This is a genomic window from Nostoc sp., from assembly GCF_041747015.1.
Taxonomy (GTDB): Bacteria; Cyanobacteriota; Cyanobacteriia; order Cyanobacteriales; family Nostocaceae; genus Nostoc.
Map to the genome: position 1 here is coordinate 1 of NZ_JBGTFY010000349.1, position 12,293 is coordinate 12,293.

Consider the following 12,293-nt stretch of genomic DNA (forward strand, 5'->3'; position numbering starts at 1 on the left):
GTCGCAGTAGCCCCATCCGTCTAAAATGACTAGCACCACAGGAGCAACAGGTGCTTTGGTCATAGTAAAATTGCCCTTTACTTTTTGTAATACCCGAATGATACCACTGCTAATCCACGCCGCAAGTGAATTTTTGCTTATAAACTTCTTTTATGAAGGAGTTGCAGTTTTTTGAAAGTTTTGTGATGTTTTTGCTCACTAATAGCGACTGATTACTTAGTAGTAGCGTTTTAGGACTACTACTAAGGTATTATCTAGTCCCTCATTTACTTTTTGTGGAAGCTTTTGCCGCTTTTTTCGCGGCTTTTTCAGCGGCTATTGCAGCTAACTTTGCTTGTTCTTTTTCTTCGGCAATTTTCTGGAGATAGTAATGATAATCTCCTAAATAGACGCGAAATTCACCATCACGAATTTCGACGATTTTGTTCGCTACCTCTGAAATAAAATAGCGATCGTGAGAAACTACGATCGCTGTGCCATCATAATTTTTGAGGGCTTCTTCCAGCATTTCTTTAGCTGGAATATCTAGATGGTTTGTCGGCTCATCTAAAATTAGTAAGTTCGCGGGACGTAAGAGCATTTTTGCCAATGCCAGACGAGCTTTTTCCCCTCCACTTAATGCCCCAACTGCTTTAAATACAGTGTCACCAGTGAATAAAAATCGTCCTAAAAGCGTGCGGACTTCTTGATTATCCCAGTCAGGAACTTCATCATGGATTGTTTCCATGACAGTTTTCTTCAAGTCCAAAGCTTCAGCTTGATTTTGCTCAAAGTAACCGGGAATAACGTTGTGATCGCCTAATTGAACACTACCTTCTGTGGGTTGTTCCATACCCATAATTACGCGCAGAAGGGTAGATTTTCCAGCACCATTGGGGCCAAGAAATGCAATGCGATCGCCCTTTTCAATTAGGAGATTTGCTGCCAAAAACAGGATTTTATCACCATAAAGATGAGTTAAATCTTTAATGTCCACTACCTCGCGTCCACTGCGGGGTGCAGGTGGGAAGCGGAAGTGTAGAGTTCTCATACCACCAACGGGTGCTTCGATGCGCTCGATTTTGTCGAGTTGTTTTTCCCGGCTTTTTGCCTGGGTACTACGAGTAGCACTGGCGCGAAATCTATCGACAAAGGTTTGCTGTTTCTCTAATTCTTTCTGCTGGCGCTCGTAGGCGCTAAGTTGTGCTAATTGACTTTCGGCTTTTTGTTCCAAATATGCCGAGTAATTGCCAAGGTAGCTAGCGGAAACACCACGTTCAGTTTCTACAATTTGGGTGCAGAGGCGGTCAAGGAACTCGCGGTCATGGGAGACTATTACCATCGGCGTAACTAGCCCTCTGAGGTAATTTTCCAACCACTCAATGGTTTCTAAATCTAGGTGGTTAGTCGGTTCATCCAGCAGCAACAAGTCGGGTTTTTGCAGAAGAATTTTACCTAAACTCATCCGCATTTGCCAACCACCACTAAAGGCACTGACGAGGCGATCGCCATCTTCTAGCCCAAACCCCATCTCTGGTAAGATTTTCCCGATACGTGCATCTAAGTTGTAGCCATCCAATGCTTCAAATTTGCGCTGCAAGCGATCCAATTTGTCGATCAGTCGATCCAGTTCCTCTGGGTTAGCCGTTTCCATCTCTTGTGGTATGTGCGCCAGAGATAACTGTACTTCGTTGGCTTCTTGAAAGACAGTCCAAAATTCTTCTCTAACGGTGCGGGTGGGGTCTACTTCAAACTCTTGGTTGAGGTAGGCTATATGTAAGCTATTGGGACGGATGATTTCGCCGGCGGTGGGTTCAATTTCCCCAGAGATGATTTTGAGTTGGGTAGATTTTCCAGCACCATTGACACCGACTAAGCCGATGCGATCGCCTGGTTTAACTTCCCAGTTGATATCTTTGAGAACTTCGCCTGTGGGATAAATTTTACTTATATGTTCTAGTCGCAGCATTAAGTTTTTCTCAGGTAGGGATTAGGTGGTTGAGGACGAAGGACTAACACCGCCTCCAATATTAACAAAAATTAACTATAAAATCGTCGTGATCAAGTTTGGAGAGGCACAAACAAATTTTAGCCTTACTCACGCATAAAACTTACCGCATCCCTCTTAAGGCTGATTTTGTGTTACTTGTCTGACTTCTTCGACACTCAAATCTAACGCCTGTGCTACTTGTTCTACAGTCAACTCTGCGCCCAACATTGCGGGACTGCTTTTAGTTTACCTTTAAGCTCACCTCTAACCTCACCTTGTTCAACCTTAAAACAGTCAGCAGATGGACTTGCTGGAAAACCGAGTAGTTCATCCCTCTGCCAAATCAGCCTGTGGCAGGGATTCACTACAATGATTTTACTAAATTTGATTTTTTATTTATTTTTCTTTGATTTTCTGTAGCGATCGCCTAAATTATCGCACATTAACGTTTTTTGTAGACTCGTTTGGATTTAGCGTTTAACATAATACACAAAAACTGATCGTTAGAATACTTTTTACCAGAACTAAAAACTATATATTTTGTACATCTAGCACAGTAGGAAACGTCAAGGAGAAGACTAGGTAAAAAGTATAAGGTAAAAAATAAAAGGTAAATTTACTTCTTCATTTTTACTTTCTTTCTATCCTTATAGCGCAAGCATTTCGCCTGCTTCATCTTGGCGTTTTAATTTTTCTTTTTCCGCCGCAGCAAGTTCACAACAGCTGCGACGGATTTTTGCTATCTTCATTTGTCACGTCTAGACTCGGTTCTTTCAAACTTCCTTAGTATATAGATTAATAACCTTCATTTAAGGATTTGTCAACATATTTTTGAAAATATTATTTAGATAAGATTTTTCTTAAAAAAGAATACTCGAAGTAAAGGGGTGCGTTAGCTTTGGGCGTAATACACCCTACTAAAACACCGCTTGCATTAGCATTTGAAACTTAAGTTAACACTATGATTTAATTTTCATCCCGTCCGTGGACTTGAGCAGGTGGACTGGTTGCTTCAACAGCAGTGAATGGTTCCAGAATTTTGTATGTGTGACTGGCTCCTTTAGGCACAACCCAAGAACTCCCAGGCTCTAGCAAAATCATTTGCCCCTCAATATGCAATTGGGCACGACCACTAATTACATAACCAACTGTTTCATAGTCGCGCGAACTTGGCTGTTTGTCTTCGCTTGGTTGCTCGTCTTCCCAAAGACGCATGGCAACATCTTTGCCAGAAGCAAGATACTTCTGACCAAGTTTACCTTTAGGAGAATGGGTAGAATCTATTTTTGTAACGGTGGTATCACTCATATTAAACTAATAGCCTTAAGGTTTGAGTACAACTTTGATTTTGATTATTGCATTACGCAGGTTGATAATCTTTGTGTTGGGAACTATTTCCACGCATACATAGTTTCCTCCACTCCTGGCCAGCAAACTGCTTTTATAATTATTTAGCCCGGTTTTGAGACGCGATAATTATCGCGTCTCAGTAACTACTCAAGTCTAGCTCAACAATGTATGAGTCAAAATTTAAGACTCAAAAGTTGCTACAAGTCTAGATTCTGTCTCGCAGTTAGTTGTTACGAGTATTGTGGTAATAGCCCTCTTCATCTCCATTAAATGACTGAGCTTTTTCTTTAGCTGCGTTACTTGTAGGATCAAAAAACTCTTTTGTAGCTTGAGGAGTTTTTTCATCCAAGTTTAGTTTTTCACGAATATTATCAGCAACGTCTTTTAATTTATTTTGGGCATTTTTCATTTGGCTATCGTTTCTCATTTCACCTTCGTCTGGTGTTCCTTTGTAATAAGTACCCTCTGGAGTTCTAACTGTTTCAGCTTGTGCTACATTAACGTAGGTAAAAGCCTGACCTAATAAAAACGTAAATCCTACCAGAAAAACTACAAGGATTTGGGAAATCCGAATATTCCGCAGCCATGAAATTACTTGATTCATAAAAAACCTCAATTGCATTATGTTGGGTGTAAAATTCAAAAGACTGAATGACTATTTAACATTCAGGGTTTAAGAACAACTTTGATGCAGTTGTCCTTTTTTTGTTGAAAAACGGCATCGATGCCACGACCACCAGTCATCTATTTCAACGCTTTGCCAGGATTAACTACAAAGAAGTTAATCATTTTTGCTTTGGCAAAATTTTTAGCCATTTCCAGCCCGTTCGCGTGGCGTTCTGTAGGGAAGGGGTACAGCAACAAATAACTAAACTATTTGTGTCCAGAAGGTTGACCTTCAGTGGTGGCAATTTCACCTGCTTCCATTAGCATCTTGAAGCGGCGCAATTCGTCACCAATTTGCTGTTCTGGTTCTTCACCAAAAAGTTTAGCTACGACAGATCCTAATGCTCCCCCTGGCGGATTATATTCTAGGACAACCTTGACTTCCGTGCCGCGATCGCCTGGTGCTTTTTTGAAGCGAACAAAACCAGAATTATCAACATCTGCACCTTCCACAGAAGCCCACGAAATAAACTCATTTTCCCGGTCTTCCAGAATCTCTGCATCCCATTCGACGGTATTATCCAAGGGTGCATTAGCTATCCAATGAGAACATTTTTCGTTATCTACTCTCACAGATTTGAGATGCTTCATAAATGTGGGTAAATTCTCAAAGTTGTGCCAAAAGCGATACAGTTCATCTGCCGATTTATTAATCGTTACCGTCTTCTCAACTTTGATAGGTTGGTTCATACCTATCGCTTCCTGCGCTTGCTGAATTGTGCTTTGTTTCGTTGCAGCCTGATAAATCAAACCGCCACCAGCTAAAGCCGTCAGCGCTCCCCGCAAAGAACCTTGCCTTAGACCCAGCAGCACCATCGCACCGCCACCAATGAGAGATGACCAACGCTCAACTTCACTAGCCTCACCCTGGCTTGTACTTAAGTTATCCCCTGGTGTAGAAGTCACTATTTTATCTCTCCATCAACTCTTATATTATATGTCTCTGCATTATTAGCTCGTTTCCAATTAAAAGTACATCTGGAAACGAAATTTTAAAAAGCTCTTTTGTAGGGATGCACAGCTAGCTTTGCCATACCCCACTTACATTGATACAGCAGCGCCTGTAGTCGGCTTGGGTGGTTGAACCTGAGAGCTTATTCGTGTCCTATATAGCTCTCCTAACCGTTGTTCGGATTTCGATAAATCTTGATAAATTTCTTTGAAAATAGCCGTTGCTACTGGGTCAGTAAACATTGTACACAAATTGCCAATATCGCCAAGACCCGTTTGTACATCCCCCAAAGCGGAACGCAACTGATATATGTCATCGCTTCCTGTCAAAGCAGTTTTTACCTTGGCATACTGATTAGCGATATTTGCCCCTAATGATGGTTTTTCACCCAGTCTGTGAAGATAGGTTTCCAGCTTTTCAGTATGGCGCTGTTTATTACCAATTATCTCTTGAAAGAGTGATTTTATTTCACTATCTGATTCTTTTTCAAAGTACTTTTGTAACGCTTCGAGCGAATAACGTTCACCAGCAAGGGCAGTATTTAAACCTTTGCTAATATCACCTTTAGTTGAGCCACTCCAAGCATCACCTAGTTTCCACCATTCAGCAGTTGGATCTTTTTCATTTGGCAATGCAGCATCTTTGCCACCATAACCCAAACGACTCAAAATAGCTGTGGTAAACATTGGTAAGTCTCCAGGTTCACGGGATGTAATCAAATTCCCGTCAACAACCAATGGCTCATCTAAATAATTTGCACCCGCATTAATGATGTCCTTGGCAATAGCGTTAAAACCAGTAACTTGTTTACCTTTAAGCAAGTCACCTTCAATCAAAAGTTGTGGACCGTGGCAAACGGCAGCTACCAGTTTTCCTTGTTGGATGGCATCTTGGACAAAGCGTACTGTGTTAGGGTTTTGTCGCATTTTGTCGGGAGCCATACCACCAGGAATTACTACCGCATCAAATTCGGCTGCGATCGCTTCTGTAGTAGTTCCATCAGCTTGTATACTAAGTTTGGCTTGTTTACCCTTGTATTTTTCATTCATCCGGGAACCGAGGACTACTACTTCCATTCCTGCTTGTTTTAGCCCATTATAAGGAACTGTAAATTCTGCATCCTCTACTCCCTGTTCAATGAGAATGGCAACTTTTTTCTGATGAGAATGATTGTTATGGTCAGTCATAGATGTTATTACCTGTTTATTTCTAGTGTTTAACTAGCTACTTTTATTTTTGCCTAATAAAAAATGGTTATGAGTCAGAAGCTAAATATTGGCTAATTTATATTTGATAACTCCTAACTTTAACTACAAATGGCTTGACCATTGAATTCATGTTTACAATGGTATGCCGCGATCGCTAGCTTAACTTCGTTCCAAGGGGATAGATTAGGGGATAGATTATTTTATTTCTAAAGCTATACATCTTTAGTAAGACAACTTGGTGAGAGGAAAAGGTTATTGTAATAAAGCAGAAAATGGCTAGCATCATGGCAAAAAAAAATCATAACGACGAAATTAAAACCGATGATTTGCCGCAGGAAATTACCGAATCCTATGGCACTGGTGTGAAAGACTTGCCAGGTTATAATATTGGCGGGCGCTCTATGCACGATGAAAGGCGCGAGTATACAGAAACTAGCCCTAAACTCACTGGTGGCGATGTTGATGCTTATTGGCAAGATGCAGATGCAGTTGGGGATGAAGCTGTTGGTGGTAGTACTTCCACTCCAGATAAAAATGTAACTGATGAGCTAGGAGCAGCAGTAGGGCTAGAAATGGATGATTCTGCGTTGCTTCGTACCAATGATATTTTAGAGGAACGTGACGGCGATCGCTGGGAGTTAGATCCAATGTCTTCTGAAGATTATCAAAATCGGCGAGAATAAGCTTAATAATTCCATAGGAGTGTAAGAGGATGTTTGAAAAGTAGTCTGCTGTAATTTTAGGCACTTATCGATCCTCCCCTAGCCCCCCTTAAAGAAGGGGGGAACCGGAATCAAAGTCCCCCTTTTCCCCCTTTTTTAAGGGGAGCCAATGCGTTGGGCGGCTCTGCCGACTTGTACCCCTTCGGAGAAGCAAGCTACGCGCAGCGTCTCCGGCAAGGAGAAGTATGTGGCGTGGATTTAGGGGGATCTCAAAGTATTTGCTACCGAGAAGAAGACTTTTCAAACACCCTCTAAGGGGTAAACGTCGCTTACTCCTCACACTCGCATTTTGCAGTGATTATCATTATTGTACAAATTCATTGCAAATATTACTCACTACATAATCAGCGGATTTGCCCCTGATTGTGGAGATAAGTTAAAACTTTTTCCACACACTCATTTAGAGTTTCTTTGTGAGTTTTGAGAATCAAATCTGGATTTGAAGGTGGTTCGTATGGAGAGGAAATTCCAGTAAATTCAGCAATGTCTCCAGCTAGAGCTTTCTTATACAGACCTTTGACATCCCTTGTGATACAGACATCTAAAGGAGTATCAACATAAACTTCGATAAAATTGGGTATGTGAAGTTTGAGTTGTTCACGGGCATCTTGATAAGGAGAAATTAAAGCTACAACGGTGTTTATGCCATGCTTATTTAAAAGTTCGCAAACAAAGCCAACTCTGGCAACATTAATATTTCTATCTTCACGAGAAAAACTTAAGCCCTTAGAAAGATTGGTGCGGATGACATCACCATCTAAATACTCACACGGAACGGATAATTGCTTTAAGGCTCTAATTAGTTCTATGGCTATAGTAGACTTACCTGCACCCGATAATCCAGTTAACCAGCAAGTAAAACCCGGTGATTTAAAGTTACTCATTATCTTTAAGCAGCTAAATTTATATGTTGCACAAGCAGTACAATACGGTTCGGTTAAGAATATTGTAGGTTGGGTTTCGCAAAGCTTCAACCCAACCAACGCCGCAAAATGTTGGGTTTCGTTCCTCAACCCAACCGACACATTTTTATTTTTTGGACTTAACCGAACGGTATTGACAAGCAGTAGATTGTTCTAGTTTACGCTTCTGAATTAGACATTATGCCATGCCGTTAATCGTTAAATCTTTAAATAATTCAAAGACTGGAATTTGATAATCGCCTACTTAACAAAAATATTTAATTTTCATTAGAAATATCTAAAATTTGCAAAACAACAACTTTTGTTGCATTTGTTAACAGAAACTTCTTTGTTATATTGAGGTTTGTAAATATTTTGTATTCCTACAAGGAATATTCCTTTAGACTGAATTTTAATTGAAAAATTTAGGGCTAAACACAAATGTATTCGTTAAATATATTTTGCCACGAATTTGTAGTTGCTGTTTCCTTTGTAGCTTGCATTATTGGACTGGTGTTACTGTGGGATAGTAAGCCGCAAAAAAATGAGGTAGAACAAACAGAGCGAATTCTATTTAGAATGAGCTTTACTTATTGGCTAGTTTACTGTGTAGCTTTTGGTATTGAGAAAATAATTTTACCCGACTGGGAATCTGCTCTCATGAGTTTGAGAATAACTACTGCTTTGTCATATTTCTTAACTTTTTCTTGCATCGTTAGTCTGCCACTACACAAATTTGCAGTACACCGTGTTGAAGAATAGTCATTAATCATTAGCTTTGCACAAATGACAAATAACATGATTAACATTTCATTGCGATCGCTAACGCAATTTCAAGTTCTTCCTGCGCCAGAGTAGTCAAAATAAACACTTCTTGTACCGTTTTCCCCTGCCGCGCAATTACTTTATAACCGCCGCGAATCGGTACTGAGACACGCAGTTGCATTTTTGGACAATGACCTTTCGCTCGCCCAATCACTCCTGGCGTTACGGTTTGGATGCAATCCTGCTGACAAAGACGGTCTAAAATTGGGATAAGACCAGAAAGGTGTGTAGAGTGATTCCATACCAGTCTGCCAGCTTTTTGCGTTCGCGTAGCGTCTCGTAGAGAAGCCGCCCGGAGGGGGTCTACGGTGGGTTTGCCCATGATGATTAAGCTGCTTCTAAAGGTGCCATTGTCAAGCCTGCTCGACGCAGCTGCTGGTGATAGAGTTCCGCAGGTTCTTGGGGACCGACCCAAACGATCGCTTGACCTTCATAGTGTACTTGATTAGTCAAATCCCAAGCGCGATCGCCACTCATGCCTGGAATATATTTTATTAAACATTCAGATACGTGTTGGAATGTATTAAAATCATCATTTAATACAATTACTTTGTAATTGGGATAAAGCTTTGGGATAACTTGAGTAGACCGTTCAGGAGCTATAGTTGGTGCTGTGGCCATCTCGTAAACATCTGCTGAAAGTGTCTTAACCATAAAACAATTGGTTAACAAGATTTTACAAAACTACACTCTACACTTATAAATAACCAGTTTAGTCTATTGTCTGGAGACTGGGGGAGTAGGAGTGCTGAGTGCTAAGTGGGGAATGGGCAAGCAGAGGCAGAAGCATTAATAACCAATGCCCAATGCCCAATGCCCTATTTCCAATTATCCCAGTTTTCGTTAAAAATAGATGTATCTGGGAAGGCGGTAGGATTGCCATTTTGTTGCAAAAGCCGTTTGAGTGCTTCCAGTTGTGGCTCTTGTTTGGGTAAGTCATCGATTAGTTGGTAGGGTGCGATCGCATTTTTGATCGCAAAACTAGCAATATTTCCAGCAGCTGCGCCAGCCGACCATTCAAAGGAATGCACTCGATAAGCAGCAGCCGCAATGTGACTAGTACCGATGCTTTTGCCTCCTACCAGCAAATTGTCAATTTTTTGGGGAATCATCGCCCTCAGAGCAATTTGGAAGGGATAAGCTTGGCCAGCCCCCCGCCTTTCACCTGGACGTTCTGTGTTACCAGGGGCTTCTGGTGGACTATTTACCATGCAAGGATGGAAATCTATGGCGTAGTGACCAATACCCACAGCGTCAGGGAAGATGGTAGAACGAGTCCGCCGCATTACTTTATCTGGAGAAACTTTACCCGCAATTACAGACGTGGCTTCCAATCCTGCTAGCGCGGCTTTCAGATGCCGATACATATCTGCTGGGAGAGTTTTGCTGTAATATTCATCATTGTAATTTCGGCGAGAAATATCAATTTCCCAAATAGTAAAACCTCCAGATTGTCCCCAACTGGGGCGGCCAATGATCCTGCGGCCTTCTCGCATATAGGGATATTTCGATAAACCATGCACTGTCCCCATCGGAGACTTTAACCCAGAAACAAAACGGTTATTGGGTTGCTGCTGCTTTACGCCCTCCCCTAGTTGGGAATCTGTAGTCCCAGCTACTAACCAGTAATAATACGAGAGAGCATTTTCCTCAGCGTTGCGGAGGGTTTCTGTTCGCAGTCCCCCCATCCAGCCCCCTGGCTTTAACTGCCCAGTACCTTGTAACTGTTGGCGACTGTAAATTAGGTTATCCTTGGCTGTTCCGGGGCGGTAGTCGTTACCCCAAGTCCAGTTTTGCATGGAAATATCCCCTGGTGTAGCCGCAGCAAAATTTATACCGCCGAATTTGGCTGGTTTCCCTTTATTTGGACTCCAAATGCGACGATAGGTGAAAACCAAATCAAAGTTAGCCAGTCGCGTTAATTCATAGCTGAAATATGGCGCGTATTGTAAATAAAATGGGGGCATTGTCTGCGGTTGTGGTTCCTTTGTTGCCTCCATTGCAAAGGTGTAGGTAAAGCCTTGAGGGCAATAGAGATCGTTGTTGGTGCTGGAAGCAGAAGGTTCCAGATAGGAACGGGCATCAATGCCTAATCGGTAGGGAACATCAGCAAGGGCGATAATTTCCCCGGTTTCGCTGGCATCTACAACGTACCACTTAGGAGTATCTCCTTTACTTTCCTTGGGGACAAAACGGAGAATGTTTTTGGTAAACCGAGATGAATTTTCATAGCGATAAGCATCTTCAATACTTTGAGATAAAGTAAAAGTATTGAGAGGTGGTGCGCCTTTTGGTGGTTGATGTTGGATAGCGATCGCGCTATTAATTATTTTACCATTGGCAGCAATTTCCAAGTCCTTGATTACGGTGTTGGGAAACCATTGCAACTTTCCTTTGCCCCGCTTTTCGGCATCTTTGAGCATCTGAGCCAAAATGGTATGAGCATCGCGGGGAAGAAAACAAGAATCACTTACCCAGCAGTCACCGGGGTTAAGTTTACCGTATTTGCGCCCAATCCGGTTTCGCAATTCCAGATAGCCGCGAGAATAGAATTTGAGCGCTCGCTGGGTTGCTCGTTCGTCTAATGCAGATGTGCCTTGAGAAGAAATTTGCCCTCCCAGCCAGTCGGTAATTTCCGTTAAGCAAACCGTTCGTCCTGCTAGTAAACCCTCGTAAGCTGTGGCGACGCCGGATAGTCCACCACCCACAACTAAAATTTCGCAATTGATACTTTTGTCTGGGGTTCTCGGTGGTGCTGCAATTGCCCAATCAAGTGCAACTAAGTTAGATATGATGTTGAGACTGATCAGCGATGTCAAGCCATAAGCTATTTTGTGTCTACGCTTCATAGTTAGAGAAACCCTTTCAACTTCTGTTCCATTTTGTAGACGGTAGCATTTAGGAAAGCCTAAGTCCTGTTTCTGTCCAAAACATTTGCCTATACCTGTTTCTATTTGTAAAATAATAGAGTTTTCTTTAAGCGATCGCTAGTTTTGTAAAAGGGATGAAGCATTGGGCACTTGGCATTGGCGAACTTGTTCATCTCTCTGAGAACTCCCTTCATTCACCTCAGAACCTCCCAATACCCCATTCTCCATTCCTTCATTCAACACTGCCACCAATTTTTCAATATGTGCTACTTCATGAGTTGCCATTAAAGATATTCTGATCCGACTTATAGGCACTGTGGGGGGACGAATTGCTGGGGCGAAAATACCAGCATCTCTTAGCTGCTTTCCAACTTTGAGGGCATCTGTAGCACTGGGCAATTGAAAACATAATATGGGTGATTCTGAAGGCAGCAATTTTAGATTAGGTAACTGTTGTTGTAGTAAATTTTTCAAATATTGTACATTCCGCCACAATTGGGCACGGCGTTGCGGTTCTTGTTGGACTATTTTGACTGCTGCTAAGGCTGCTGCTGTATCAGCAGGTGAAAGTCCGGTGGTGTAGATCCAACTGGATGCGCGGTTTCGCAAAAAGTCAATTAGGGCGTTACTTCCCGCTACGTATCCGCCTAGACTACCCAAAGCTTTACTCAATGTGCCAATTTCAATTAACGGCTTCCCCGTACACCCAAAATGCTCGACACAGCCAGCCCCAGTTTTTCCTAATACCCCAATGGCATGAGCTTCATCAACTAGCAGCATACAGCTAAACTCATCAGCGAGATCCAATAGTGCGGGCATTGGACATAAA

The 12,293-nt window shown here is 42.0% G+C and carries 12 protein-coding genes; 2 read left to right on the forward strand and 10 right to left on the reverse strand.

The genetic code is table 11. The features are described 5' to 3' along the window. Positions 1–262: 262 nt before the first annotated feature. From ACEW80_RS27985 to ACEW80_RS28005, 5 genes are all read right to left on the reverse strand, one after another. Positions 263–1,948: an ABC-F family ATP-binding cassette domain-containing protein gene (locus ACEW80_RS27985; RefSeq protein ID WP_373529734.1), complete on the reverse strand. Its 1,686-nt coding sequence runs from the start codon at positions 1,946–1,948 to the stop codon at positions 263–265. Positions 1,949–2,935: 987 nt separating this feature from the next. Then, entirely contained in the window at positions 2,936–3,277 is a 342-nt protein-coding gene (locus tag ACEW80_RS27990) for a cupin domain-containing protein (protein WP_373529735.1), read from the reverse strand. Between the two features lie 265 nt (positions 3,278–3,542). After that, a complete protein-coding gene (locus tag ACEW80_RS27995) occupies positions 3,543–3,923 on the reverse strand; it encodes a hypothetical protein (RefSeq protein WP_373529736.1) in 381 nt (126 codons plus the stop codon). 269 nt (positions 3,924–4,192) lie between these two features. Next, complete coding sequence (locus tag ACEW80_RS28000) at positions 4,193–4,891, reverse strand: SRPBCC family protein (RefSeq protein WP_373529737.1); 699 nt, start codon at positions 4,889–4,891, stop codon at positions 4,193–4,195. 135 nt (positions 4,892–5,026) lie between these two features. Then, complete coding sequence (locus ACEW80_RS28005; RefSeq protein ID WP_373529738.1) at positions 5,027–6,124, reverse strand: DJ-1/PfpI/YhbO family deglycase/protease; 1,098 nt, start codon at positions 6,122–6,124, stop codon at positions 5,027–5,029. A 305-nt stretch (positions 6,125–6,429) separates the two neighbouring features. Here ACEW80_RS28005 and ACEW80_RS28010 point away from each other — a divergent pair, with 305 nt between their 5' ends. Beyond that, entirely contained in the window at positions 6,430–6,828 is a 399-nt protein-coding gene (locus tag ACEW80_RS28010; protein ID WP_373529739.1) for a DUF6335 family protein, read from the forward strand. Between the two features lie 383 nt (positions 6,829–7,211). Here the strand turns inward: ACEW80_RS28010 and cysC are convergent, their stop codons facing one another. Then, complete coding sequence (cysC, locus tag ACEW80_RS28015) at positions 7,212–7,751, reverse strand: adenylyl-sulfate kinase (RefSeq protein ID WP_373529740.1); 540 nt, start codon at positions 7,749–7,751, stop codon at positions 7,212–7,214. Positions 7,752–8,210: 459 nt separating this feature from the next. Between cysC and ACEW80_RS28020 the strand changes: the two genes are divergently transcribed. After that, entirely contained in the window at positions 8,211–8,531 is a 321-nt protein-coding gene (locus tag ACEW80_RS28020; protein ID WP_373529741.1) for a hypothetical protein, read from the forward strand. A gap of 40 nt (positions 8,532–8,571) precedes the next feature. Here the strand turns inward: ACEW80_RS28020 and ACEW80_RS28025 are convergent, their stop codons facing one another. The 4 genes from ACEW80_RS28025 to ACEW80_RS28040 form a co-directional block, all read right to left on the reverse strand. Next, positions 8,572–8,916 carry a DUF2103 domain-containing protein gene (locus tag ACEW80_RS28025; protein WP_373529742.1) on the reverse strand — a complete coding sequence of 115 codons (345 nt, stop codon included), beginning with the start codon at positions 8,914–8,916 and terminating at the stop codon, positions 8,572–8,574. Between the two features lie 5 nt (positions 8,917–8,921). Then, positions 8,922–9,248 (reverse strand): ATP-dependent Clp protease adapter ClpS, encoded by a 327-nt coding sequence (clpS, locus tag ACEW80_RS28030; protein ID WP_373529743.1) that lies wholly within the window; start codon positions 9,246–9,248, stop codon positions 8,922–8,924. 164 nt (positions 9,249–9,412) lie between these two features. Then, positions 9,413–11,443: an FAD-dependent oxidoreductase gene (locus tag ACEW80_RS28035; RefSeq protein WP_373529744.1), complete on the reverse strand. Its 2,031-nt coding sequence runs from the start codon at positions 11,441–11,443 to the stop codon at positions 9,413–9,415. Positions 11,444–11,581: 138 nt separating this feature from the next. Beyond that, the coding region (locus ACEW80_RS28040) for an aminotransferase class I/II-fold pyridoxal phosphate-dependent enzyme (protein ID WP_373529745.1) at positions 11,582–12,293 on the reverse strand (712 nt) is incomplete at its 5' end.

Bases quoted from the DNA above. Each gene is read 5' to 3' on its own strand.
- clpS (WP_373529743.1), bottom strand. From the start codon at position 9,248: ATGGTTAAGACACTTTCAGCAGATGTTTACGAGATGGCCACAGCACCA.
- ACEW80_RS27985 (WP_373529734.1), bottom strand. From the start codon at position 1,948: ATGCTGCGACTAGAACATATAAGTAAAATTTATCCCACAGGCGAAGTT.
- ACEW80_RS28005 (WP_373529738.1), bottom strand. From the start codon at position 6,124: ATGACTGACCATAACAATCATTCTCATCAGAAAAAAGTTGCCATTCTC.
- cysC (WP_373529740.1), bottom strand. From the start codon at position 7,751: ATGAGTAACTTTAAATCACCGGGTTTTACTTGCTGGTTAACTGGATTA.
- ACEW80_RS28035 (WP_373529744.1), bottom strand. From the start codon at position 11,443: ATGAAGCGTAGACACAAAATAGCTTATGGCTTGACATCGCTGATCAGT.
- ACEW80_RS28010 (WP_373529739.1), top strand. From the start codon at position 6,430: ATGGCAAAAAAAAATCATAACGACGAAATTAAAACCGATGATTTGCCG.
- ACEW80_RS28025 (WP_373529742.1), bottom strand. From the start codon at position 8,916: ATGGGCAAACCCACCGTAGACCCCCTCCGGGCGGCTTCTCTACGAGAC.
- ACEW80_RS28020 (WP_373529741.1), top strand. From the start codon at position 8,211: ATGTATTCGTTAAATATATTTTGCCACGAATTTGTAGTTGCTGTTTCC.
- ACEW80_RS27990 (WP_373529735.1), bottom strand. From the start codon at position 3,277: ATGAGTGATACCACCGTTACAAAAATAGATTCTACCCATTCTCCTAAA.
- ACEW80_RS27995 (WP_373529736.1), bottom strand. From the start codon at position 3,923: ATGAATCAAGTAATTTCATGGCTGCGGAATATTCGGATTTCCCAAATC.